The 22749-nt window shown below is 62.9% G+C and carries 22 protein-coding genes, 1 tRNA gene and 1 riboswitch; of the genes, 7 read left to right on the forward strand and 16 right to left on the reverse strand.

What is annotated here, in order from left to right; genetic code table 11:
- Positions 1-41: 41 nt before the first annotated feature.
- Positions 42-551 (reverse strand): tyrosine phosphatase family protein, encoded by a 510-nt coding sequence (locus AC0L2M_RS04220; RefSeq protein WP_473534114.1) that lies wholly within the window; start codon positions 549-551, stop codon positions 42-44.
- Between the two features lie 115 nt (positions 552-666).
- A complete protein-coding gene (gene cobD, locus AC0L2M_RS04225) occupies positions 667-1707 on the reverse strand; it encodes a threonine-phosphate decarboxylase CobD (RefSeq protein ID WP_287230275.1) in 1041 nt (346 codons plus the stop codon).
- Between cobD and cbiB the strand changes: the two genes are divergently transcribed.
- Positions 1706-2674, forward strand: coding sequence for an adenosylcobinamide-phosphate synthase CbiB (cbiB, locus tag AC0L2M_RS04230; protein ID WP_473478096.1), 969 nt, complete (start codon positions 1706-1708; stop codon positions 2672-2674). The genes cobD and cbiB overlap by 2 nt on opposite strands.
- A 185-nt stretch (positions 2675-2859) precedes the next feature.
- On the opposite strand, the gene cobO is transcribed toward cbiB, so the two are convergent.
- The 4 genes from cobO to AC0L2M_RS04250 are packed head-to-tail and all read right to left on the reverse strand — an operon-like array spanning position 2860 to position 4969.
- Positions 2860-3474 carry a cob(I)yrinic acid a,c-diamide adenosyltransferase gene (gene cobO, locus AC0L2M_RS04235; RefSeq protein ID WP_023798885.1) on the reverse strand — a complete coding sequence of 205 codons (615 nt, stop codon included), beginning with the start codon at positions 3472-3474 and terminating at the stop codon, positions 2860-2862.
- 1 nt (position 3475) lies between these two features.
- The gene (gene cobU / locus AC0L2M_RS04240; RefSeq protein ID WP_473534278.1) at positions 3476-3973 is read right to left on the reverse strand and encodes a bifunctional adenosylcobinamide kinase/adenosylcobinamide-phosphate guanylyltransferase; all 498 of its coding nucleotides are present in this window, start codon (positions 3971-3973) and stop codon (positions 3476-3478) included.
- A 22-nt stretch (positions 3974-3995) separates the two neighbouring features.
- Positions 3996-4760, reverse strand: a complete 765-nt coding sequence (locus AC0L2M_RS04245) for a CbtA family protein (RefSeq protein WP_287230283.1) — start codon at positions 4758-4760, stop codon at positions 3996-3998.
- A gap of 29 nt (positions 4761-4789) precedes the next feature.
- Entirely contained in the window at positions 4790-4969 is a 180-nt protein-coding gene (locus AC0L2M_RS04250; RefSeq protein ID WP_023798882.1) for a CbtB domain-containing protein, read from the reverse strand.
- 37 nt (positions 4970-5006) lie between these two features.
- A riboswitch (cobalamin riboswitch) is annotated at positions 5007-5215 on the reverse strand.
- A 428-nt stretch (positions 5216-5643) separates the two neighbouring features.
- On the opposite strand from AC0L2M_RS04250, the gene AC0L2M_RS04255 reads away from it, so the two are divergent.
- Together AC0L2M_RS04255 and AC0L2M_RS04260 are read left to right on the forward strand one after the other, a co-directional pair.
- Positions 5644-6636: a heparan-alpha-glucosaminide N-acetyltransferase gene (locus AC0L2M_RS04255; protein ID WP_473534115.1), complete on the forward strand. Its 993-nt coding sequence runs from the start codon at positions 5644-5646 to the stop codon at positions 6634-6636.
- On the forward strand, positions 6633-7139 hold the full coding sequence (locus AC0L2M_RS04260) for a methyltransferase family protein (protein WP_051407790.1): 507 nt from the start codon (positions 6633-6635) through the stop codon (positions 7137-7139). The genes AC0L2M_RS04255 and AC0L2M_RS04260 overlap by 4 nt, the downstream gene beginning before the upstream one ends.
- Before the next feature lie 100 nt (positions 7140-7239).
- Here the strand turns inward: AC0L2M_RS04260 and AC0L2M_RS04265 are convergent, their stop codons facing one another.
- Positions 7240-7626 carry a MerR family transcriptional regulator gene (locus AC0L2M_RS04265; protein ID WP_023685221.1) on the reverse strand — a complete coding sequence of 129 codons (387 nt, stop codon included), beginning with the start codon at positions 7624-7626 and terminating at the stop codon, positions 7240-7242.
- 135 nt (positions 7627-7761) lie between these two features.
- Positions 7762-9174, reverse strand: coding sequence for a magnesium transporter (gene mgtE / locus AC0L2M_RS04270; protein WP_023798879.1), 1413 nt, complete (start codon positions 9172-9174; stop codon positions 7762-7764).
- 397 nt (positions 9175-9571) lie between these two features.
- Here mgtE and AC0L2M_RS04275 point away from each other — a divergent pair, with 397 nt between their 5' ends.
- Together AC0L2M_RS04275 and AC0L2M_RS04280 are read left to right on the forward strand one after the other, a co-directional pair.
- Entirely contained in the window at positions 9572-10903 is a 1332-nt protein-coding gene (locus AC0L2M_RS04275; RefSeq protein ID WP_287056118.1) for a glycosyltransferase family 4 protein, read from the forward strand.
- On the forward strand, positions 10900-11667 hold the full coding sequence (locus AC0L2M_RS04280; RefSeq protein WP_473534116.1) for an HAD-IIB family hydrolase: 768 nt from the start codon (positions 10900-10902) through the stop codon (positions 11665-11667). The genes AC0L2M_RS04275 and AC0L2M_RS04280 overlap by 4 nt, the downstream gene beginning before the upstream one ends.
- A gap of 28 nt (positions 11668-11695) precedes the next feature.
- Here the strand turns inward: AC0L2M_RS04280 and AC0L2M_RS04285 are convergent, their stop codons facing one another.
- A complete protein-coding gene (locus AC0L2M_RS04285) occupies positions 11696-13408 on the reverse strand; it encodes a GH32 C-terminal domain-containing protein (RefSeq protein ID WP_473534117.1) in 1713 nt (570 codons plus the stop codon).
- 400 nt (positions 13409-13808) lie between these two features.
- On the opposite strand from AC0L2M_RS04285, the gene AC0L2M_RS04290 reads away from it, so the two are divergent.
- Positions 13809-14738 carry a dihydrodipicolinate synthase family protein gene (locus AC0L2M_RS04290; protein WP_473534118.1) on the forward strand — a complete coding sequence of 310 codons (930 nt, stop codon included), beginning with the start codon at positions 13809-13811 and terminating at the stop codon, positions 14736-14738.
- 281 nt (positions 14739-15019) lie between these two features.
- Here AC0L2M_RS04290 and AC0L2M_RS04295 read toward each other — a convergent pair.
- Positions 15020-15104 (reverse strand) — tRNA-Leu (locus tag AC0L2M_RS04295).
- A gap of 180 nt (positions 15105-15284) precedes the next feature.
- Between AC0L2M_RS04295 and lipB the strand changes: the two genes are divergently transcribed.
- Complete coding sequence (lipB, locus tag AC0L2M_RS04300; protein WP_473534119.1) at positions 15285-16028, forward strand: lipoyl(octanoyl) transferase LipB; 744 nt, start codon at positions 15285-15287, stop codon at positions 16026-16028.
- A 335-nt stretch (positions 16029-16363) separates the two neighbouring features.
- Here the strand turns inward: lipB and AC0L2M_RS04305 are convergent, their stop codons facing one another.
- The 6 genes from AC0L2M_RS04305 to AC0L2M_RS04330 all read right to left on the reverse strand — a co-directional run bounded on the left by AC0L2M_RS04305 (position 16364) and on the right by AC0L2M_RS04330 (position 22687).
- Complete coding sequence (locus tag AC0L2M_RS04305) at positions 16364-17044, reverse strand: ABC transporter ATP-binding protein (RefSeq protein WP_036269595.1); 681 nt, start codon at positions 17042-17044, stop codon at positions 16364-16366.
- Positions 17044-18330 (reverse strand): lipoprotein-releasing ABC transporter permease subunit, encoded by a 1287-nt coding sequence (locus AC0L2M_RS04310; RefSeq protein ID WP_473534120.1) that lies wholly within the window; start codon positions 18328-18330, stop codon positions 17044-17046. Before AC0L2M_RS04310 ends, AC0L2M_RS04305 begins: the two co-directional genes overlap by 1 nt.
- Positions 18327-19655: a proline--tRNA ligase gene (gene proS, locus AC0L2M_RS04315; RefSeq protein WP_287219189.1), complete on the reverse strand. Its 1329-nt coding sequence runs from the start codon at positions 19653-19655 to the stop codon at positions 18327-18329. Before proS ends, AC0L2M_RS04310 begins: the two co-directional genes overlap by 4 nt.
- A gap of 577 nt (positions 19656-20232) precedes the next feature.
- Positions 20233-20517 carry a DUF1467 family protein gene (locus tag AC0L2M_RS04320; RefSeq protein WP_287219188.1) on the reverse strand — a complete coding sequence of 95 codons (285 nt, stop codon included), beginning with the start codon at positions 20515-20517 and terminating at the stop codon, positions 20233-20235.
- Positions 20514-20918: a methylmalonyl-CoA epimerase gene (mce, locus tag AC0L2M_RS04325; RefSeq protein ID WP_077383436.1), complete on the reverse strand. Its 405-nt coding sequence runs from the start codon at positions 20916-20918 to the stop codon at positions 20514-20516. Before mce ends, AC0L2M_RS04320 begins: the two co-directional genes overlap by 4 nt.
- A gap of 98 nt (positions 20919-21016) precedes the next feature.
- Positions 21017-22687 (reverse strand): ribonuclease J, encoded by a 1671-nt coding sequence (locus tag AC0L2M_RS04330; protein WP_473534121.1) that lies wholly within the window; start codon positions 22685-22687, stop codon positions 21017-21019.
- Between the last annotated feature and the right edge of the window lie 62 nt (positions 22688-22749).

A 22749-nucleotide genomic window follows, 5' to 3' on the forward strand; every position in this document is an offset into this window, starting at 1 on the left:
GTGGCTTGATGGCTCAAACAACTGTCCTCAAGACTAGGAAATCAGCCGTCGATCTTCAGCTCGAAAGGCGTGCCTTCGAAGGCCTCGGCGCCGCGCCCGATCGCCTGGATCGCACGGGTCATGCGGCCGTTGCGATCGAGCAGCGCGTCGGCGACCGCGATCAGCCGCGGGTTGGGTGTCGCCGTGGGCGACAGTGCACGCAGCGTCTCAGCCAACTCGACCTCGCAGCGCTGCGGCGCCAATGCCGCCGCGATGATGTAGGCCGAGGCCGTCGACCGGCTGATACCGGCATAGCAATGCACGACCAGCGGCCTTGCACGATCCCATCGGCGCGCGAAATCGAGCAGGTTGCGAACATGCCCCTCACCCGGCATGGTCATGCCCTCCTGCGCCACCGCGATATCGTGCATGACCAGGTGCAGATGGTTCTCCCGGGCGATCGACGCCGGCCGCGTCACCTCGGTGCCGGCAGCCAGCAGCGAAAGCAGCCGCTCGGCCCCGGTCTTCGCGACGGTTTCCTCGATTTTCGACAGCGAACAGACATGGATCATTGGTTGAGCTCCCAGTGCATGTCGCGCAAAAGTGCGCAGTGGTTTTGCGATAACGACATGCATAAAAAGAAGAACTTAAAGCGCGTCGCATGAGTCCGTTCAATTGTGACGCGCTTTAGGCCCCATCGTCGCGCTGTTGCGACCAGTCGGCAAGAGCCGATTCGAGCCGCCGCCATTCCTCGTCAGGTCCCGGCAGCCCGGCGCGCAGCACCTCCGGCCGGCCGGGAAAATGCCGAAGCAGGATGCCGCGCTCGCCAAGCGCCGAAAACAGACCGGCGGCGTCCGCCAGCCTGACATAGCGGAACAGGGTGGTGCCGCCGGCAACAGCAACGCCGAAGCGGCCGAACAGCGCATCGAGCCGCGCTGCATCCCTGGCCAGACGGTGCCGCATCTCGGCCTGCCAGCCGCTGTCGGCAATCGCACGGATGCCATATTCGAGCGCCGGACCGGCAACCGCCCACGGCCCGAACTGCGCCTCCAGCCGTTCGACCGTCAGTGCGTCGGCCAATGCAAAGCCGAGCCGCAGGCCGGCAAGGCCAAAAAACTTGCCGAAGGAGCGCAGCACGACGATGCCGCCATGCTCGACATCGCCGGCCAGGCTCTCGCCAAGCGGGCCGACATCCATGAACGCCTCGTCGACGACCAGCAGCCCGCCTCTGGCGCGCAATCGTTCGGCAAGCGCAAGCAGCTTCTCGCGCTCGACGATGCGACCGTCCGGATTGTTGGGGTTGACGACGATGGCAAGGTCGGCTCCTGCCAGGGCATCGAAATCGTCGACCTCCATCGCCGCATGGCCGGCGATGGCCGCTGCCCGCTGATGCTCGGCATAGGTCGGCCCGAGCACCAGCGCCTTGCCGGGGCTGACCAGCGAAGCGACGCGCGGCAACAGGATCTGCGTGCCCGGCGCTGCCACCACATTGGCCGCCGATGGTGCGCCATAGGCGCTCGCCGCGACATCGGCAAGATCACGGACCCGCGCAGCTTCCGGCAATCTCGACAGGGCGGTGGCGGGCAGCTCGAAAAACGGATAGGAGTGCGGATTGATACCGGTCGAGAGGTCGACGAAGGGCTGCGGCGCATGCGGAAAAAGCGCCCTCGCCCGGCCAAGGCTTCCGCCGTGATCCACCACTGCCGCCGCTCTATCAAGAGACTTCATGTCGATCCTGATCGCTTTCCTGTCACTGCTTGTTGAATTCGCTGTCGGCTATCCCAGCTGGCTGCTCGGCGCGATCGGCCACCCCGTCACCTGGTTCGGCAGGCTGATATCCTTTCTCGACCGCAGGCTCAACCGCGATACTGATTCCGACGCCCTGCGCCGCCGGCGCGGTGTTCATGCGCTGCTGATCATCGTGCTGGTGCCGGCCACCATCGCTTTCGCTGTGGAAACCATGCTTGCGGGCATTCCAGCCGGATTGATCCTCACCGCGCTCCTGGCGACATCGCTGCTGTCGCAGAAGAGCCTGGCCGAGCATGTCGAGGCGGTGGCCGACGGACTCGACAATGGCGGACTCGACATCGGTCGTGTTGCCGTCTCGCAGATCGTCGGCCGCGATCCGGAAAAGCTCGACAGAGCCGGTGTCTGCCGCGCGGCGATCGAAAGCCTGGCCGAGAATTTTTCCGACGGCGTGGTCGCGCCGGTCTTCTGGATCGGCGTCGGCGGGCTGGCCGGCGGCGTCGCCTACAAGGCCGCCAACACCGCCGATTCGATGATCGGCCACCGCACGCCGCGCCATGAGGCTTTCGGCCGGGCGGCGGCGCGCTTCGACGATCTGATCAACCTGCCGGCGTCGCGGCTGACCGCACTGCTTATCGTGCTGGCCGCCTTCCTCGTCAAAGACGCCGATGCCGGCAACGCCTGGCGCACCGTGCGGCGCGACGCGAAAAAGCACCGCTCGCCCAATGCCGGCTGGCCTGAGGCGGCGATGGCCGGCGCGCTCGGCCTGGCGCTGGCCGGGCCGCGCTCCTACGACGGCGTCATGGTCGACGACGCGTTCATGGGCGAAGGCGGCCGCCGCGATGTCGAGAGCGTGGACATCAGACGAGCGCTAAGACTCTATCAGGTTGCCGACTTTCTGCTGATGGGACTGTTCGGCTTGCTGTCGGTGATCGTCATCGTTGCGTGACGTCCACTGTGCGGCCTTTCCTTCTCCCCTTGTGGGAGAAGGTGGATCGGCGCGCAGCGCCGAGACGGTTGGGGTGTTGGACGGAGTGCTGTCGGTGCCAAGCTAGAACACCCCTCATCCGACCTCGCTTCGCGAGAGGCCACCTTCTCCCACAAGGGGAGAAGGAAGAAGAGGCGAACGAAACCTCAAAACTCTATGCCTTGCTGCGCTTTCACGCCGGCGGAAAAGTGATGCTTCGTAACTCCCATCTCGGTGACCAAATCGGCCGCCTCGACCAGCGCCGGCTTGGCGTTGCGGCCGGTGACGACGATATGCAGGTTTTCGCGCCGGCCCTTCAGCGCCGCCACCACCGTGTCGAGATCGAGATAGTCGTAGCGCAGCGCGATGTTCAACTCGTCGAGCACCAGAAGGCTAATCGATGGATCGGCCATTAGCTCGAGCACCTTGGCCCAGGCAGCCTCGGCGGCGGCGATGTCGCGCTTCAAATCCTGCGTTTCCCAGGTAAAACCCTCGCCCATCGTGTGCCAGACGACCCGGTCGCCGAAAGCGGCAAAGGCGTCCTTCTCGCCGGTATGCCATTTGCCCTTGATGAACTGGACGACGCCGACGCGCCTGCCGTAGCCGAGCATCCTCAGCGCCAGCCCGAAGGCGGCAGTGGTCTTGCCCTTGCCGGGCCCGGTGTTGACGATCAGCAGTCCCTTCTCGACCGTCTTGGCCGCGACCTCGGCGTCCTGCACCGCCTTGCGCTTGGCCATCTTGGCGCGGTGGCGTTGCTCGTCCCTGTCATCGATATCGGTCATATCACTTCACCTTGAGCGGCAGTCCCGTCACCATCAGCAGCACCGTGCCGGCGACGGCGGCGACCTGCTGGTTGAGCCGGCCGGCGGCATCGCGAAACCGGCGGGCAAGCGCATTGTCAGGCACGATGCCCTGGCCGACCTCGTTGGAAACCACGAACCACGGCCCGCGCGGCCGCGACAGCACATCCGCCAGCCCTCGGCATTCGGCCTCAATGTCGCGTTCGGCCAGCATATGGTTGGACAGCCACAGCGTCAGGCAGTCGATCAGGACAGGCCGGCCGTCAGGCAGCGCCCCGATCGCGCCGACGAGATCGAGCGGCGCATCGATCGTCGTCCAACCGTCGCAACGCCGCGCTCGGTGCAGCGCGATGCGTTCGTGCATCTCGTCGTCATAGGCTTGCGCCGTGGCGATGTAGGTCCACGGCGCTGGACAGGCCGTCACCAGGCTTTCGGCATGCGCGCTCTTGCCCGAGCGTGCACCGCCGACGACCAGGGTCAGCTTGCTGCCTGGAGCAGCGCGATCAGGCAAGGCTGTCGCGCAGGCCGGTTGCGGCGCCGGTCAAGCGGCCGCGCACCACGCCGACGACAGCGCCGAGCACCAGCCAGAACACCAGATTGGTCAGCGTCACCGCCACCACGAACTGGTGGTGCAGGCCTTCCGGGATCGGCGATTCGAAACTTTCGGGCTGCGGCGCGCCGACAATATGCGGCGCGACGATCAACGCTACGGCAAGAAGGGCCAGCGGCAGCGATTTGCGAAAGGCGAGCAGCCCGAGACCGGCAGCCGTCGCCACCACGGTCGCCGTCCACCAGATCTGGCGCTGGGCGAAATCGGCCGCCGGCATCGCCGGCAGTTCGGGCGGCAGGCCGAGGTTCGGGGCCAGCGTGAACACCGCGAAGCCGGCAAGGCCCCAGAACAGGCCCTGTCGCCAATTGCCGATGCCGCCGGCGAATTCCGAAGCGGCGACCAGGATCAGCGCAAAGCCGATGCCGGTGACGACGTTGGCAACGACGTTGAAAGCGAAGCGCTCGAAGCCATCGGCCGGCGCCCAGCCTTCCTCTTCCGCGGTGGCTGCTTCAGCCGGCACGGCGCTGCTCATGGCATTGCTGCCTGCTGCGGCCGGCGACAAACCATGGTCATGCGTGTGACCACCGCCGGCCTGTTCGTAGACTTCTGCCTTGAGGATGAGTGGCACGGTGGCGTAGGCCTGCATGCAGGCCAGAACGACGCCGGCCACTAGCCCTGCGATCGCCGCGATGAACACGACGTTGCGAAACAGTGTCATGGTGTCAGCCCCTCGTCAGTGGCCCCCCGTCAGTGGCATGGAAAGCCCATCGAATGGCGATAGTCGTGAGCGGCATTGTGGACCGCATCGATATGCGAGAAGCCGACAAAGCCCATGACGAAAACGCCGAGAAATGCAGCAAGCGCCAACTGCACAAAGCGCGACTGCGAGGAGACGGAAGCGCCGAGCGAGACGGAAGCGGTATTCATGTCTTGTCCTTTCGCCCTCCACCCGAGGGCATAGAAGTCAGTTCTCCTGTCGCCGGCAGGTCTCCTGGCTCGCGGATCAGCGCCCTTCCCCACCTTCCCGAAGAAGCTCTTCCCGAAGAAAATCTTCAGTGGCATATGGAGAGGACTACCGCACACAGTTGCGGGGGCAGCCACGGCATCGGGCGAATTTGCCCCTACCGCATTCCCTCTTGGTTCCAAAACGGAACCGACGACGGCTGCGACTATAGGCAGAATCGCCGCGCCCGGCAAACCAAATTCCGCCAGCTAGCAGCGCGAATGCGCCGTGCCGGCAGACCAGCTTGGTTCCTCGACGCCGCGATCTTGACAGGTTGAAAGCCGATCGTCCGCGCTGCCGCTCACCTGCCTGCCGGCATCCTCTCCCCGTAGAACGGGGAGAGGGGGCGCTGTCATCGATGGTTTCGCCAATCACCAGCGTTGCAAGAAGGGCGCCGGCGTTGCGGCCAGCTTCTTTCGCCCCGTTCACGGGGAGAAATGCCCGGCAGGGCAATGAGGGGCGGCGCCGGCCTCGACCACTGGCTGCGAGCGGCATACGGCGCTTTAGCCTAAGCCCTGGGCATCAATGGGCCCTGTCTTCTTTTGTCCGGGGCAACCATGATAGTCGTCTTGCAGCACTGAATCAGAATTGCGAGACCATGACCATTCCTACGCCGGCCGTTCAGGACCGATCCAGGCGCATCATCGCCATCGACGTCGCCCGCGGCATCGCTTTGCTTGCCATGGCGAGCTACCATCTCACCTGGGATCTCGAATTCTTCGGCTACACCGATCCCGGCCTGACCGCCTTTGGCTGGTGGAAATTCTACGCGCGCTGCATCGCTTCGACCTTCCTGTTCCTGGTCGGCGTCAGCCTGTTCCTCGCCCATGGCAAGCAAATCCGCTGGAACGGCTTCTGGAAACGCTTCGCCATGGTCGGCGGGGCGGCGCTCGCCATATCGGCCGCCACCAGGCTTGCCACACCCGACAGTTTCATCTTCTTCGGCATCCTGCACGAGATCGCGCTCGCCAGCCTGCTCGGCCTGGCGTTTCTGCGGCTGCCGGCGCTGCTGACGCTGGTTGTCGCAGCTTTCGTCATCACCGCGCCGCTCTACCTCAGGTCCGAGATCTTCGATCATCCGGCCCTGTGGTGGGTCGGCCTGTCGGCAACCAACCCGCGCTCCAACGATTATGTCCCGCTGTTTCCATGGTTCGGCGCTGTGCTTGCCGGCATCGCAGCGGCAAAGCTTGCCTTCGCCTCCGGCATGCTGACGCGGCTGGCGGGCCTAACGCCCGGCCGCTGGACTAATCCGCTGGTCTTTATCGGCCGGCACAGCCTCGCCTTCTATCTGATCCACCAGCCGGTGCTGATCGGCTCGGTCTGGCTGACTTCGCAAGTCATGCCGGCAGCCGTCGAAACCAGGCAGGTCACCTTCCTAAAAGAATGCCAGGCATCGTGCGAGCAATCGCGCGACACGGAGTTCTGCAGCAGCTATTGTGTCTGCATGCTCGATACGCTCGAGGGCGAGGCCACGCTTGATCGGCTCTACCGCAACGACCAGGCTGCTGAATGGAAGGCGCATCTCGACGAACTCGCCGGCGCCTGCACTGCCAAGGCCGACGGCACTTTGATGGAGGGAGGAGCACAATGACCGACCATCAGCAGAAACCGGGCCAACAGAAACCGGGACAGCAAAAACCGGGGTTTATACCGTGGCCGCCGCTGATCTATGTCGCGGCCATCGCCGTCAGCATCGCGCTTGGCTTGCTTTATCCGCTGCCATGGATCGGCGGCCTTTTGGGCGATATCCTGTTCGCGGCCGGCTGGGTGGCATTGTTCGGCGTCGTCGCACTCTGGTTCACGGCGATCCGCATCATGATCCGGGCAAAGACGACGCTCCACCCGAACGCCGTGCCGGACCATCTGGTTACATCGGGCCCCTTCGCCGTCAGCCGCAATCCGATCTATCTGGCCAACACGCTGCTGATGATCGGCGTTGCCCTTATCTCGGGGAACGTATGGTTCCTGCCGCTGGCGATTATCGCCGCCTTCGCAACGCAGAAAATGGCGATCGAGGGCGAGGAAAAAGTTCTGGCAACGAAATTCGGCAAGAAATACCGGGATTACGCAAAAAGGGTGCGCCGCTGGATTTGAGGCGGCAACCGGAGCGGAGCGTACATTTGAGTAGGTGAGCATCGGAAGCGCAGAAAGCCACGCTGGCTGGCCGCCAGAGTAGAATTATCAAAAAGGCCGATCAGGTGTTGACGCCAAGCTCCACCAGCCGCTCGACGCAGGACTCTTCGGCCTGGTCGAGTTCGGCCAGGGTCTCTTCGAGATCGCGGCGCTTCTGGCGCAGATCCTCGCGCTTTTCCTCGATGCGCTTGATCATCAGATTGAGCTGACCGACCTCGCCGGGCGGCTCCTTGTACATCTGGATGATTTCGCGGATCTCGTTGATCGAAAAGCCGAGCCTCTTGCCGCGCATGATCTGGCGGATGAGGTGCCGGTCCGACGGGCGAAACAGCCGCGTGCGGCCGCGCCGTACCGGCTGCACCAGCCCCTCGTCCTCGTAAAAGCGCAGCGTCCGCGTCGAAACATCGAATTCGCGGGTCAGTTCGGTTATCGAATAATATTCCCGCATCATTACTCCAAATGCCCGGCCGCGCTGCGAGTTCCAACCATGCGGTCTCGCTATCCGCACGCGTGTCAGAATCGGCCAGAGGCTGTTCCAAAATCTCGCATGGCATTTACGTAAAAGTCAATTGAGTGGCGTCGCTCACACGCCGAACCACCATGTGGCGAGGCCGAGAAAGGCAAAGAAGCCAACAACGTCGGTAACCGTCGTGACGAAAACCGCCGAAGCCACGGCCGGGTCGATCTTGAACCGGTCGAGCAGCAGCGGGATCAGGATGCCGGCAAGTGCGGCCACGAACATGTTGATGATCATCGCCGCGGCGATGATGCCGCCCAGATTGGGATCGCGGAACCAGGCGGCCGCGACGATGCCGATCAGGATGGCGAAGATGATGCCGTTGATGAAGCCCACCCCCATCTCGCGGCGGATGATGCGGCCGGCATTGTAGATGTCGAGGTCCCTGGTCGCCAGCGCCCGCACCGTGACCGTCATGGTCTGCGAGCCGGCATTGCCGCCCATGCCCGCCACGATCGGCATCAGCACCGCCAGCGCCACGATGTGCTCGATCGTGCGGTCGAACAGGCCGATCACCGAGGCCGCCAGGAACGCCGTCAAAAGGTTGACGAGCAGCCACGGAACGCGCGAGCGCGAGGTCGAAAGGATGCTGTCCGACAATTCTTCGTCGCCGACACCGCCCATGCGCAGCAGATCCTCCTCGGCTTCCTGCTGGATGACGTCGACCACGTCGTCGATAGTCAGCACGCCGACCAGCCGCTCGTTCTCGTCGACGACGGCAGCAGAGAGAAGGTCGTATTGTTCGAATTCGCGCGCCGCCTCCTCCTGGTCCATCGTCGCCGGAATGGCGTGCCTGGTCTCATGCATCACCTCTTCGACCTTGATCGAGCGCTTGGTGCGCAGGATCTGGTCGAGGTCGATGGCGCCGAGCAGCTTGAAGCTCGGATCGATGACGAAAATCTGGCTGAAGCGGTCGGGAAGGTTGTTGTCCTCGCGCATGTAGTCGATGGTCTGGCCGATCGTCCAGAATGGCGGCACCGCGACGAACTCGGTCTGCATGCGGCGGCCGGCGGTCTCTTCGGGATAGTCGAGCGAGCGGCGCAGCCTGATCCGCTCGGTGAACGGCAGTTGCGACAGGATCTCGTCCTGGTCTTCCTTTTCGAGATCCTCGAGAATGTAGACCGCGTCGTCGGAATCGAGGTCCTGCACCCCCTGGGCAATCTGGGCGTTGGGCAGGCTGTCGACGATGTCGCGGCGGATAGCCTCGTCGACCTCGGTCAGCGCGGAAAAATCGAAGTCGGCGCCCAACAATTCGACCAGCGCGCGGCGCTGTTCTGGATGAAGCGCCTCGATCAGGTCGCCGAGTTCCGATTGGTGCAGGTCGTCGACTTCACGCTTTAGCGTCAGCGTGTCGCGATCGGCGATCGCGGCGCCGATCTGGGCAAGGAACGACGACAGAATGGCGCCGTCCTCGCCATAGATGTCGGCGCTGTCCTCAGCGGTCCTGGCGCCGGTCGTCTGTTCGTCCTGGCCTTCCACAAGCGCCTCCCGCCATTCAGAATTCCGGAAAAGCTGCGTGTCAGGTCTAGCGCATGACCATGAAAATCGGAATCGATTTCCAGAAAGGATCATGAGCAGCGTCAAATTGCTACAGCGTCTGTCAGATTTCGAAGTCGATGTCAGCGGGCGCAATCATCGACCAATCGCACAACGTCTTCGGCTCTCCCATAAGCGTTGCGCCGAGGCTCCTCGGTATGTTCCCTATCGGCGTCTCTGGGGGCTACCATTGCGGGCGGAGTCAATATTCTCACCGACGTGCCACCAGCCTGGCGGCCGCCTGGCGCTTTCGACATTTGCGGATGGCGGCTGGAAACCTTATATAACCCAACTTGTGCATGCTGCGGCGTGCGCAGATCAATCGTAGAGAAGGATACAGATGCCGGACTCGGATGCGGCGATACCTCGAATTGCTCTCATTTCAACCCACGGCTACGTAGCAGCCAACCCGCCACTGGGCGCGGCCGATACCGGCGGACAGGTGGTCTATGTCCTGGAACTTGCCAAAAAGCTGGCCCAGTTGGGTTATGCCGTCGATATCTGGACGCGACGATTTGAAGACCAGCCTCCTGTCGATGAAGTGGCCGACGGGGTTCGCGTCCTGCGTGTCGCCTGTGGCGGACCCGATTTTATTCCGAAGGAATATCTCCACCGCCACCTTCTCGAGTGGTGTGAAAACGCGCTGCGCCTGATTCGCCGGGAAAATCTCTCCTACGACTTCATCAACAGTCACTACTGGGATGCGGGCGTGGCGGGGCAGCGGCTGTCCGAAGCGCTCAATATCCCGCACATCCATACGCCGCATTCGCTCGGCATCTGGAAGCAGCGCCAGATGAAGACGGACTACCCTGACAAGGCCGATACTTTCGAGGCCGAGTTCAATTTCAGCGAGCGCATCAAGCACGAGACGATCATCTATCGAAGCTGCGCCATGGTGATCGCAACGACGCCGCCGCAGGTCGACATGCTGGTCGAGGACTACAGCCTCGAGCGCGACCGCGTGCACATGATCCCGCCCGGTTACGACGACAACCGCTTCTTCCCGGTCAGCGAGGCGTCTCGCCGGTTGATCCGCCATCGGCTCGGCTTCGAAGGGCGAACGGTCCTGGCGCTCGGCCGGCTCGCCACCAATAAGGGCTACGACCTGCTGATCGATGCGTTTTCCGTGGTGGCGCCGCGTGTGCCGGATGCGGTCCTGAGGCTCGCTGTCGGCGGCGAGAACATGGACGAGCAGGAACAGAAGATCCTCAACCAGCTCAAGCAACAGGTCGAGCAGCTAGGCTTGCAGGATCGTGTCGTCTTCTCCGGCTATGTCGCCGAGGAGGACCTGGCCGACACCTATCGGGCGGCGGACATGTTCGTCCTGTCGAGCCGCTACGAGCCGTTCGGCATGACCGCGATCGAGGCAATGGCCTGCGGAACGCCGACAGTGGTCACGATCCATGGCGGCCTCTATCGCGGGATAAGCTATGGCCGGCATGCGCTTTTTGGCGATCCGTTCGACAAGGAAGATCTCGGCATCACCATCGTCAAGCCGATGAAGCACCAGCGCCTTTACGGCCGCCTGGGCCGCATGGGCGCGCACAAGGCGCGCAGCCTGTTCACCTGGACCGGCATCGCGCAGCAGCTGGTCAGCCTTGTCGAAGGCCGTCCGGTGCTGAAGGCGGTCGACGATCATGACTGGGACGAGCCGTGGAACGACGGCGATTGAAACCGATCGCGCTTTTGTCGAGTGATCTCGACGGGACCCTGGCGGGCGATGCGCCGGCGACGTCACGCTTTCGATCAAAATGGCAAGCGCTCGATCCCGAGCACCGGCCGGTTCTCGTCTACAACAGCGGTCGCCTGGCCGATGATATTTTGAACTTCGTCGACGAAGTCGGCCTGCCGGCGCCGGACTATGTGATCGGCGGTGTCGGCACGATGCTCGCCGGTCCGCGGCACGCCCCGCGCCTCGCACATTTTCCTGAATTGAGCCACTTTGCCCAGAGGTTTTCGGAAGGCTGGTCGCTTGACAAGGTCGATGCGGTGCTCGGGTCGCTCAAAGACACCGTCCGCCAGCCCGACGGCTATCAGCACGCCTTCAAATCGAGCTGGTACCTGCTCGATGCAAGTCCGGAAGCCCTTGCCAGCATCGAGCGTGCTCTGGCCGAGGCCGGCCTGTCGGTGACGATGGTCTATTCGAGCGGACGCGATCTCGACATCCTGCCGCGCTCAGCAGACAAGGGCCAGGCGCTGGCCTGGCTCTGCAATGAGCTCGGCATCGGCCTCGATGAGGTGGTCGTCGCCGGCGATACCAACAATGATCGCAGCATGTTCGAGCTGCCCGGTGCGCGCGGGATTGTCGTCGCCAATGCCCTTCCCGAACTGCTTGACATGGCGCGGGACAACTCGCTGATCTACAGCGCGAAAACGCCGTTCGCCCTTGGCGTCGTCGAAGGCCTCGTTCATTGGTCGGTGTTTGCGGACGCCTGATCCTGAGCTGGGAATATTTATCTCGTTGTCACGGTTTGAGGGCCCATACCGTCGCGTGTAGAATGGCGCCCGTTTCGGCGATGAGACGTGCCGATTGCACCGGCTCAAACCCGCTGATCCGTTTCGTGCCAGCCCAACGACCGCGATCCGCAAAAACCTCGATCGATCCGTAGTCGAGGAATATCCGCAGCCGTTTTGGACGGGCTCCCTTGGCAATATAGTGAGGGGTCGCCGCTGCGTCGTCTCCATGACGAATGGCAAGTCCCTCGTCGTCGACGACAACCTCGAGGCGGACGGTTGGATGTTGCAGCTTCAAGTGGAAATGGGCACCCGGTTTTTCCAGCTCGAACAGGATTTCGACAGCGCCGTTGATAAAGCTTACCTGCTCGCCGGCTGCGAGGCGTGTCCGGTCCAGAATATGGCTCCGCAGGCTCTCGGCAGCGCCGATGGGCGGGGTATGCAACTCGCCTGCAGACAGATGGATATTGCGAGGCAACGTCATGGCTGTAGGAAAATCGATCGCCGGCCCGGTGTCGGCCCAGTTGGCAAGCCAGCCTATGCCGACAATGGCATCACCGTCGACGAAGGCCTGGAAGGCGTAATTATCCGTCCCGAAGTCCAGTTCCTGTTCGAATTCCTTGGCAAAGGTCCGACCATCGAACCAGCCGACAATGGCCATTGTCAGGTTCTTGCGCCGGGTCGACTGTTCCTCACTGTTCATCAGCCCGAGGATCAGAACCCAGCGCGTCGCAGGATCGGTCGCGGGCCCGTCGAGCGGCAGCAGACAGGGACATTCGATCGCCGTCGTCCGATAGTGTTTCTCGACCAGAAGCTTGCCGATATACGTCCATCCGGTGGCGGCCGTGTGGTCACGGGTTTCGTAGAGCAGGACAACGCCGCCTTCATCGCTCTGGCTGCCCAGCAGCATTTTCCAAAGGCCATCCGGTCCCTTGAAGACGTATGGGTCCCGAAAATCCGCTGTCAATCCTTCGTCAAGCGGGCGGTATGGCAGAATGACGTACGCATCTCCCGCCATGATGAGGTCGCTGGAAGTGGCAGTGAGTTGGATCTGCTGTTCCGGGATACGGTCCTGTACCTGCTCGGTGAAAAAGACGCGAATGCCCGGGCCATCGGCAAGCGGGATGGCCGAGCCGGAATAGGCACCGCCCCGCTTGTCGGGCCTGGCGGTGAGATCTTCCGACGGAAACAGGAAGATTGGCATGTGACGCCACCGCAAATAATCCGAAGAGACGGCGTGCCCCCAATGCATCGTGTTCCACCGAAGCCCATGCGAATAATGCTGATAGAACAGATGTGGGCGGCCTCCAAACCGGCCAAATCCGTTCGGATCGTTCATCCAGCCGAACGGCGGACGAAAATGATAGCTGTCAGGGATGTTCGGCGGGGCATTTCCCGGATTGGTGTGGAGAACTGTAATGCCTGTCTCCAGCACGTCGGCCAGTGCGAACCAGTAGGCAACCGATACCGAGGTTCGATCCGTGTCGTAATCCAGTTCGACACTGCCACCGCCGAAGACGTGGAAAATTCTGAATTCATGCTCTTCGGCGTTCGTGACGCTCACCTCGCCGAACTTGCCACGGACGTTGGAAAACGACAGCGAGCCCGGAACGTCCGGCTTGGTCGCCTTGAGCCAGATATGGAAGGTGGCGTTGACTGGCAGCTCGGCATGCAGGCTTCGAATGGTGTCTCGTCCAGCAATCCTCACCTGGCTGTCACTCATAAAGATGGCTCCGTTCAGTGCGGCTTTCCCAGCAGATCGAGTATCAAACCGGGGTTGTCGACTTGAATGTGTTGCGGAAGGTTAAAGCCGCATTTTCACTTTGGCAAAGCCATTCCCAGGATCGATAGCCCTTGACGTCAATCGCCGCACGGATCGCCGCCTGCAACTGCTGAACTCGCGGCCGAAGAAGGTTGACGGCTCAAAGTGCATGACTGCATTGTCCGACGGCACAAGACCTTCCCTTTTCCGCGGGTTTCGACCCGCGGCGCAATCCCGTGCAGCCATTACCCAGAGAGGCTAACCGGTTGTCCGCACAAAATGGAACGACGGCCGGGACCGGCCCGTCCGGACCGACTGCCGGGTTGGATCGGACCGTCGGTCCTGAACTTAGGAGGATCTCATGGCCATCGGCCCTGACACCAAAGCTGTCTACACCATTGCCCCGACGCCGTTCGAGGCGGATGGAAAGATCGACTGGGAATCACTTGATTCGATGGTCGATTTCTACGAGCGCTGCGGCGTCGATGGCATGACAATCCTCGGCATCATGGGTGAGGCCCCGAAGCTCGATGCCGGCGAATCGCTCGAGATCGTCAAACGTGTCGTGGCGCGCACCAGGCTGCCGGTCATCGTCGGCGTCTCCGCCCCGGGCTTCGCCGCCATGCGCAGCCTTGCGCGCGCCTCGATGGAGGTTGGCGCGCAGGGGGTGATGATCGCGCCGCCGCCGGCGCTGCGCACCGACGACCAGATCGTCACCTATTTCCGCAACGCATCCGAAGCGGTCGGCGAAGATGTTCCTTTCGTCCTGCAGGATTATCCGCTGACCCTCTCGGTCGTCATGACGCCGGCCGTCATCCGCCGCATCGTCACCGACAACCCGGCCTGCTTCATGCTCAAGCACGAGGACTGGCCGGGCCTGGAGAAGATCAGCGCGCTGCGCGGTTTCCAGAAGGACGGCTCGCTGCGGCCGCTGTCCATCCTCACCGGTAATGGCGGCCTCTTTCTCGATTTCGACATGGAGCGCGGTGCCGACGGCGCGATGACCGGCTATGCCTTCCCCGACATGCTGGTCGACATGGTGAAACTGTCCGCCGCCGGCGAGCGCGACAAGGCGCACGATCTTTTCGACGCCCACCTGCCCTATCTGCGCTATGAGCAGCAACCCGGCGTGGGACTTGCGGTACGCAAATATGTGATGATGAAGCGCGGCGCCATCGCGTCGGACGCCCAGCGCAAGCCGGGCAGTGCATTGTCGGCGGCGGCCAGACAAGAGGTCGACTATTTGCTCATGCGGCTGGAAAGTCGCGTCCGCAAACAAGCCTTGAGATAATGCACTAGCGGGCTATTTTGCCGCGCAATCACATCAATATACAGCCGCTTGCGTGGAAAGCGCATTTTTCGCCGAGCATTCCCACGTGTCCGCTTCGCGGCACGGTTCGGTCTTTGAAGCAGCTGGCATATGATGGCGGGTCAAACCACGCGGTCAGGGCGCGGCATTCCGCATCCAAACAGCAACGGGTTCGCGCAGTGTTCAGTTTGCACAAACAGTCTTGGAAGGACTGCAGGGAAACAAAAAACGCACAATAAAAATAACAGCTTATTGGATAAAGCTGGTGCGGTCGAGAAGACTCGAACTTCCACGGGTTGCCCCACAGCGACCTCAACGCTGCGCGTCTACCAATTCCGCCACGACCGCACGTGGTAGGAGCCGGAACGAACCGGCTCGCGGCGTGTAGCAAATCGTTTCCAGCGAAACAAGGGCGCGTCGCGCAATAATTGCCCGGGCTTCGGCATAACCCTCCAAAGAGCTGAAACGCGCTCGCAACTGGACGTTTCAGCCGATTGCCGCCATATGTGAGGCGACACGAGACACACCATGACAGAACGCAGCCAGATCGCCACGTCGTTCCTGCCCCTGCCCGGTTCGGCGCCGGTCGAATGGCGGATCGAACCCGGCCTCACCGCCTATCCGGATGCGCTTGCCGTGATGGAGGCGCGTGCCGAAGCGATCCGAGGCGGCGCCGCCGGCGAGATGGTCTGGCTGGTCGAGCACCCGCCGCTCTACACCGCCGGCACCAGCGCCCGCATCGAGGACCTGATCGAGCCCGAACGTTTTCCGGTGTTCGCGGCGGGACGCGGCGGCGAATATACCTATCATGGGCCGGGCCAGCGGGTCGCTTATGTGATGCTCGACCTGAAGCGGCGGCGCGAGGATGTCCGCGCCTTCGTGGCGGCACTTGAACAATGGATCATCGGCACGCTGGCCGCTTTCAACGTGCGCGGCGAACGGCGCGAGAACCGTGTCGGCGTCTGGGTGGTGCGGCCGGATCGCCCCGCCCTGCCCGACGGATCGCTCGCCGAGGACAAGATCGCCGCCATCGGCATCAGGCTGAGGCGCTGGGTGAGCTTTCACGGTATCGCCATCAATGTCGAGCCGGATCTCGCCCACTTCAGCGGCATAGTGCCGTGCGGCGTGCAGGACCACGGTGTCACCAGCCTCGTCGATCTCGGCCTTCCCATAACGATGGCCGATCTCGACCTCGCGCTGAAATCCGCCTTCGAGGATGTCTTCGGACCCGCCGCAGCTCTGCTTGTCGAAACGGCCCGCAAGGCCGGCTGACAAAGCGGCGCTGTACCGCAGAGCTCCGACGCAGCCCCTCACCCCGTGAAGAACGGGCGCGCTGCCTCACATCGCTCCGATCCAGATCGCCATGGAAATGAGAAACGTGCTCATGCACACCAGTGACACGACATCCTGAACAAGACCGGTCATAACGCTCTCCTGTTTTCAGTATGTTCGCATTTTGTTCTGATTTTGTTCGAATGTCAACGGCCTCAGTCAGAGCGTGTCGCGAAATTCGGGCGCTCAGTTCGGCACGGTTAAGGAAAGGTTGAGAACGGATTTCACTGTTTCCGCGCTGGCTGCGCGTGGGGAGATGCAGCCAGACAGCACACCTAAAGCGGAACAACCTTGCCGTCCGCCAGCGTGACGCGACGGTCCATGCGCGAGGCAAGCTCGTGATTGTGGGTGGCGATCAGCGCCGCCAGGCCCGACTGCCGGACCAGCGCCCCCAGTGCCTCGAACACATAGGAGGCGGTGACCGGGTCGAGGTTGCCGGTCGGCTCGTCGGCCAGCAGCACCAGCGGCGCATTGGCGACGGCGCGCGCAATGGCGACGCGCTGTTGCTCGCCGCCGGACAGTTCGGACGGCCGGTGCTGCGCGCGTTTGCCGATCTGCATGTAGTCGAGCAGTTGCGCCGACCGCTCGGCAGCCTCCTTGCGCGTCAGCCCTTTTATCAGTTGCGGCATCATGATGTTTTCCAGCGCGGTGAACTCGGGCAGCAGGTGATGGAACTGATAGACGAAGCCGACATCGTTGCGGCGGATCGCCGTTCGCTCGTCGTCGGAAAGCCGCCCGCAGGCGCGGCCGGCCAGAATGACATCGCCGGCGTCCGGCCGCTCCAGCAGTCCGGCGGTGTGCAACAGCGTCGATTTGCCGGTGCCCGAAGGCGCCACCAGCGCCACGATCTCACCGCGCTTCAACGAAAAATCGGCGCCGTTGAGGATGGTCAGCTTGCGCGGCCCCTGGACATAATGCCGCTCGACGCTCTTCAGCTCGATAATGGCATCGGCCATCATTCGTACCTCAGCGCTTCGACCGGATCGAGCCTGGCCGCGCGCCATGCCGGAAACAGCGTCGCCAGGAACGACAGCACCAGCGCCATCAGCACCACCGAGATCGTCTCGCTGGCGTCCATGCGGGCAGGCAACTGGCTCAGGAAATAGAGCTCGGGATTGAACAGCCTTTCGCCGGCCAGCCAGGAGAAGAACTGGCGAATGCGCTCGACGTTCAGGCAGATGACGACGCCGAGCAGGACGCCGGCGAGGGTGCCCACCACGCCGATCGCCGCCCCCGTCATCAGGAAGATGCGCAGGATCGCGCCGCGCGTGGCGCCCATGGTGCGTAGGATGGCGATATCGTGGCCCTTGTCCTTGACCAGCATGATCAGCCCCGAAATGATGTTGAGCGCGGCAACCAGCACGATCAGCGTCAGGATCATGAACATGACGTTGCGCTCCACTTGCAGCGCATCGAAGAATGTCCGGTTTCGTTCTCGCCAGTCGACCATGGTTATCGGCCGCTGCGATGCCTCCTCGACCTTCGGCTTCAGCGCGTCGACATTGTCGGGATTGTCGACATAGATCTCGATCGCCTGGGCCCGGCCATCCATGTTGAAATAGAGCTGCGCTTCCGAAAACGGCATGTAGACGATGGAGCTGTCATATTCCGACATGCCGACCTCGAAGATCGCCGTGATCGGGTAACCCTTCATGCGCGGTGTCGTGCCGAGCGGCGTCACATCGCCGTCGGGCGCGATAAGCGTGATGGTGTCGCCGAGCACAAGACCGAGATTGTCGGCCATGCGGCTGCCGATGGCGACGCCCTCGCCTGTGTCGAAGCCGGCGATCGAGCCCTGCTTGATATTGTTGGCGACGATTGAAATCTTGCCCAGGTCCTCGCCGCGTATGCCGCGCACCAGCGCCCCCGACCCGCCGCCGACATTGCCTTGCGCCAGCACCTGCCCGTCGATCAGCGGAATGGCGTATTGGACGCCGGGCACGCCGTTGATGCGGCCGGCGATCTGCGCATAGTCCTCCAGCGGCATGTCGAGCGGCTGCACGATCAGATGGCCGTTGACGCCGAGGATGCGCGTCAGAAGCTCGGCGCGAAAGCCGTTCATGACAGCCATCACCACGATCAGCGTGGCGACGCCCAGCATGATGCCGAGGAACGAGATCGACGCAATGACGGAGATCACCGTCTCCTTGCGGCGCGAGCGCAGATAGCGCCACGCGACCATGCGTTCGAACACGGAAAAAGCTCCGGCGGCCATGGGTTTAGCTGCTGCCGCTCCGCTCATCCGGCAAGACCGAAGCGTTTCTTCACGTCCGCGACCGGCAGCGTCTCACGCTCGCCGTTCCTGCGGTTCTTGATCTCGACCTCGCCGGCGGCCACGCCGCGCGGCCCGACGATCACCTGCCACGGCAGTCCGATCAGGTCGGCTGTGGCGAACTTGCCGCCCGGTCGCTGGTCGGTGTCGTCGTAGAGCACGTCCTTGTCGACGGCGACAAACGCCGCATGGAGTTCATCGCAGACGCGGTCGCAGTCGGCGTCGCCGGCTTTCATATTGATCAGGCCGATGTCGAAAGGCGCCACCGCCTCCGGCCAGATGATGCCGTTGTCGTCGTGGCTGGCCTCGATGATCGCCGCGACCAGCCGCGTCGGGCCGATGCCGTAGGAACCTCCGGAGGCAAAATGATCCTTGCCGTCGGGCCCGGTCACCTTGGCGCCCATCGGCTTCGAATATTTGTCGCCGAAATGGAAGATGTGGCCGACCTCGATGCCGCGCGCCGAGACCCGGTCGCTTGTCGCGACTTTCTCCCACGCCGCCTCGTCGTGCATCTCGTCGGTCGCCGCATAGGGCGTCGTCCATTTCTTGACGATGTCGCCGATCTCGGCATCGTTGGAGAAGTCCGTGTCCGCCCCCGGCACATCAAGTGCGAGATAGTCGCGATGGCAATAGACCTGGCTCTCGCCGGTGTCGGCCAGGATGATGAATTCGTGGCTGAGGTCGCCGCCGATCGGCCCGGTGTCGGCACGCATCGGGATTGCCTGCAGCCCCATGCGCGTGAACGTCCTGAGATAGGACACGAACATCCTGTTATAGGCCGCCCTGGCGCTTTCGAAGTCGAGATCGAAGGAATAGGCGTCCTTCATCAGGAACTCTCTGCTGCGCATGACGCCGAAGCGCGGCCGCACCTCGTCGCGGAATTTCCACTGGATGTGATAGAGATTGAGCGGCAGATCCTTGTAGGACTTAACATAGGCGCGGAAAATCTCGGTGACCACCTCCTCGTTGGTCGGCCCATAGAGCATGTCCCGATCCTGCCGGTCCTTGATGCGCAGCATCTCCTTGCCATAGTCGTCATAGCGGCCGCTTTCGCGCCACAGCTCGGCCGACTGGATAGTCGGCATCAGGATCTCAAGCGCGCCGGCCCGGTCCTGCTCCTCGCGAACGATCCGGCAGACCTTGTCCAGCACCCTCTTGCCGAGCGGCAGCCAGGAAAAACTGCCTTGCCCCTGCTGGCGGATCATGCCGGCGCGCAGCATCAGCCGGTGCGAGACGATTTCGGCCTCGCGCGGATTTTCTTTAAGGATAGGCAGGAAATAGCGCGACAAACGCATGGACCGGTCCGTGAGAGAGAGGATTGCCGCACCGGAATCGGCGCAGCGCAGGCTTGCTTGCCCCGGCTTCATAGCCATTTCATGACGGAATGGAAACCCGCCTCCCCCAAGCCAACTGGCAGCCAACTGGGCGGCCACTGGGGCGTCGCAAAGGCGCCGCAGTGCCGGGTTCGCCTTGCTGGTCCTTTCGCAAGCAACGCCTGCCATACTATTGTGCAGTGCAGCACGAGATTGCTTATTTCCGGGCAAAATTCTGCGTGACATTTTCACCCGGCTTGGTCTAATGTGCGCCGATAAACGAGAGGGCGGAAAGAAATCTGCTCTCCTACGCGGTCAAAGTCTTGGGAGGATGCGATCTAGGCGCGGTTACTCGCTGCCGCCGGATACCGGAAACAGATCGGACGCGTTTAAATTGCAAGGCCTCGTGCCTTGCATTTTTTTTGTGCAATCATTTGGTTACACGACAAATTGCTAAACCGCTTTACCTTGCGTCAGCACAGCCGGTTCGAAACCTGCATCGGCCTTCCGGCCCGGATTGGTGCTCGCATGCAAGATGTGGCCAGCCGTACCCGGCGGTCTAGTTTTCGGGACTCCGGCTGAAATCCGGCACGATGTGCGGGATGTCGTCGATGCCGAGGCCGAGCCCCCGCGTAATGCCATAAAAGATGCCAAGCAGAACCAGCGTGACGATCGTCGTCCGCAGCACCGCACGCAGCATATGCGGTCCGCGCGGCGCGCTGGAAACCGTGCCCAGCGTCACGTCCTCATCCTCGTCCTGCGTCCTAAGACTGAACGGCAGGATGGCGAACAGCACCACCCACCACGTGATGAAGAACAGGGCGAGAAATGAAACCCAGCTCATGCTTGCTCCAGTTCGACCAGCGTGCCGAAGAAATCCTTGGGATGCAGGAACAGCACCGGCTTGCCGTGCGCGCCGGTCTTCGGGTTGCCGTCGCCGAGGACGCGGGCGCCGCTGGCGATGAGGTGATCACGCGCGGCAAGAATGTCGTCGACCTCATAGCACAGATGATGCATGCCGCCCGAGGGGTTCTTCTCGAGGAATGCCGCGATCGGCGAACCCTCACCAAGCGGCTCGAGCAATTCGATCTTGGTATTGCCGACATCGACGAACACCACCGTCACGCCATGCTCCGGCAGCGCCTGCGGCGCGGTCACCCGAGCGCCGAGCGTGTCGCGATAAGCCGCCGTCGCCGCAGCCAGATCCGGCACGGCAAGCGCGACATGGTTCAGGCGTCCAAGCATTGACTACGTCCTCAGGGCAGTAAGGCAATAGGGCAGTATGGCAGTAGGGAAAAACGACTTTCTCCCCTACTGCCGTACTGCCCTACTCCCCTATTCCCTTACCTTGTGACGAACACCGTCACCAGCGGCTTCTTGCCCCAGGCTTCATTGGCGGCGCCACGGACGGCGCGGCGCACTGCCTCCTGCACGAGGTCGAGATCTCTTCGGCGCTGACGGGGGATGGAGTCCACGGCGCCGATTGCCGCATCGATCATCAGGTCTTCCAAGCTCTCGCCGCGGCCATCGGCCTCGGCGACGCCGATGGCGACCAGATCGGGATCGCCGGCGAGCTCATATTTGTCGTCGAGCACGACATTGACCGCGACATGGCCGGCGAAAGACAGCTTGCGCCGGTCGCGAATGCCCATCGCCTGGTCGGTGCCGATCAGCCTGCCGTCCTTGTAGATGCGGCCGAACGGCACCTGGTCGATGATCGCCGCCGCACCGGGATAGAGCCGCAGCATGTCGCCGTTGCGCACCTGCGCCACCTGGCCGATGCCGGACACCGACATCAGCGATCCCTGCGCCACCAGATGCGCCGCCTCGCCATGCACGGGAACGCCAATCTGCGGGCGCACCCATTCATACATCTTGCGCAACTCGCTGCGGCGCGGATGGCCCGAGACATGCACCAGCGCATCACCGTCCTCGATGATCTTGATACCGAGATCGATCAGACGGTTCTTGATCTCGAGGATTCCCTTCTCGTTGCCGGGAATGGTGCGCGAGGAAAACACCACCGTATCGCCTGCCGTCAGCGACACCGATTTCATCTCCTCGCGCGACAGTTTCGCCAGCGCCGCAAGCGGCTCGCCCTGGCTGCCGGTGCAGATGATGACGAGGTTTTCGCGCGGGATGAAGCCAAAGTCCTCCTCGGCGATGAATTCGGGCAGCCCATCCATATAGCCGAGTTCGCCGGCAACATCGATGACCCGCTTCAGCGAGCGGCCGAGCACCAGGCACTGCCGGCCGGCATCGCGTGCCGCCTTGGCAATGGAGACGATGCGTCCGACATTGGAGGAGAAGGTGGTGACCGCAACGCGGCCCTTGGCGCTCTGGATGACGCCCTTGAGGCCTTCGCCAACCGCGACTTCCGACGGCGACACCCCTTCCCGCAGGGCATTGGTGGAATCGCAGATCAACGCCAGCACGCCGTTGTCGCCATAGGCGCGAAAGCGCGCCTCGTCGGTCAGCGGACCGATCGTCGGCGCCGGATCGATCTTCCAATCACCGGTGTGGATGACGGTGCCGGCCGGCGAGGTGATCGCCAGCGACATCGGCTCGGGAATCGAATGCGCGACCGGGATGGCCTCGATCTCGAACGGGCCGACGCTGAACTTTTCACCGGCGCGGTAGATCGTCACCGGGATCTTTGGTGCGCCCTGCTCGCCCTGCCGCTTGGCTTCCAGCAATCCAGCGCCGAACAGCGTCATCCAGACCGGCGCCTTGAGCTTCGGCCATGTGTCGAGCAGCGCGCCGTAGTGGTCCTCATGCGCGTGCGTGATGACGATGCCGCGCAGATTGGCGACGTTCTCCTCGATGAAGCGCGTGTCGGGCAGCACCAGGTCGACGCCAGGCAGGCTGGCATCGGGAAAGGTCACGCCGACATCGACGACGATCCATTCACGCGCATTGGCTGGCCCGTAGCCATAGAGGGCGAAGTTCATGCCGATCTCGCCGACGCCGCCAAGCGGCACGAAGACGAGTTCGGCGTTTTCCGCTGTCGCCATGATCATTCCTTTCCTGGCCGGTCAACCCAAGCCCGTCAAAATCTGGGGCCAGTCAAACCTGA

The organism is Mesorhizobium sp. WSM4806, from assembly GCF_055811635.1.

What these genes read in the sequence shown, in the direction of transcription:
- cobO (WP_023798885.1), bottom strand. Translation starts at nt 3,474, where the DNA reads ATGACCGATATCGATGACAGGGACGAGCAACGCCACCGCGCCAAGATG.
- AC0L2M_RS04285 (WP_473534117.1), bottom strand. Translation starts at nt 13,408, where the DNA reads ATGAGTGACAGCCAGGTGAGGATTGCTGGACGAGACACCATTCGAAGC.
- AC0L2M_RS04260 (WP_051407790.1), top strand. Translation starts at nt 6,633, where the DNA reads ATGACCGACCATCAGCAGAAACCGGGCCAACAGAAACCGGGACAGCAA.
- AC0L2M_RS04330 (WP_473534121.1), bottom strand. Translation starts at nt 22,687, where the DNA reads ATGGCGACAGCGGAAAACGCCGAACTCGTCTTCGTGCCGCTTGGCGGC.
- AC0L2M_RS04255 (WP_473534115.1), top strand. Translation starts at nt 5,644, where the DNA reads ATGACCATTCCTACGCCGGCCGTTCAGGACCGATCCAGGCGCATCATC.
- AC0L2M_RS04290 (WP_473534118.1), top strand. Translation starts at nt 13,809, where the DNA reads ATGGCCATCGGCCCTGACACCAAAGCTGTCTACACCATTGCCCCGACG.
- AC0L2M_RS04320 (WP_287219188.1), bottom strand. Translation starts at nt 20,517, where the DNA reads ATGAGCTGGGTTTCATTTCTCGCCCTGTTCTTCATCACGTGGTGGGTG.
- proS (WP_287219189.1), bottom strand. Translation starts at nt 19,655, where the DNA reads ATGCGTTTGTCGCGCTATTTCCTGCCTATCCTTAAAGAAAATCCGCGC.
- AC0L2M_RS04305 (WP_036269595.1), bottom strand. Translation starts at nt 17,044, where the DNA reads ATGGCCGATGCCATTATCGAGCTGAAGAGCGTCGAGCGGCATTATGTC.
- AC0L2M_RS04220 (WP_473534114.1), bottom strand. Translation starts at nt 551, where the DNA reads ATGATCCATGTCTGTTCGCTGTCGAAAATCGAGGAAACCGTCGCGAAG.
- AC0L2M_RS04310 (WP_473534120.1), bottom strand. Translation starts at nt 18,330, where the DNA reads ATGAGCGGAGCGGCAGCAGCTAAACCCATGGCCGCCGGAGCTTTTTCC.
- mce (WP_077383436.1), bottom strand. Translation starts at nt 20,918, where the DNA reads ATGCTTGGACGCCTGAACCATGTCGCGCTTGCCGTGCCGGATCTGGCT.
- cbiB (WP_473478096.1), top strand. Translation starts at nt 1,706, where the DNA reads ATGTCGATCCTGATCGCTTTCCTGTCACTGCTTGTTGAATTCGCTGTC.
- lipB (WP_473534119.1), top strand. Translation starts at nt 15,285, where the DNA reads ATGACAGAACGCAGCCAGATCGCCACGTCGTTCCTGCCCCTGCCCGGT.
- AC0L2M_RS04245 (WP_287230283.1), bottom strand. Translation starts at nt 4,760, where the DNA reads ATGACACTGTTTCGCAACGTCGTGTTCATCGCGGCGATCGCAGGGCTA.
- AC0L2M_RS04250 (WP_023798882.1), bottom strand. Translation starts at nt 4,969, where the DNA reads ATGAATACCGCTTCCGTCTCGCTCGGCGCTTCCGTCTCCTCGCAGTCG.
- cobD (WP_287230275.1), bottom strand. Translation starts at nt 1,707, where the DNA reads ATGAAGTCTCTTGATAGAGCGGCGGCAGTGGTGGATCACGGCGGAAGC.
- AC0L2M_RS04265 (WP_023685221.1), bottom strand. Translation starts at nt 7,626, where the DNA reads ATGCGGGAATATTATTCGATAACCGAACTGACCCGCGAATTCGATGTT.
- AC0L2M_RS04275 (WP_287056118.1), top strand. Translation starts at nt 9,572, where the DNA reads ATGCCGGACTCGGATGCGGCGATACCTCGAATTGCTCTCATTTCAACC.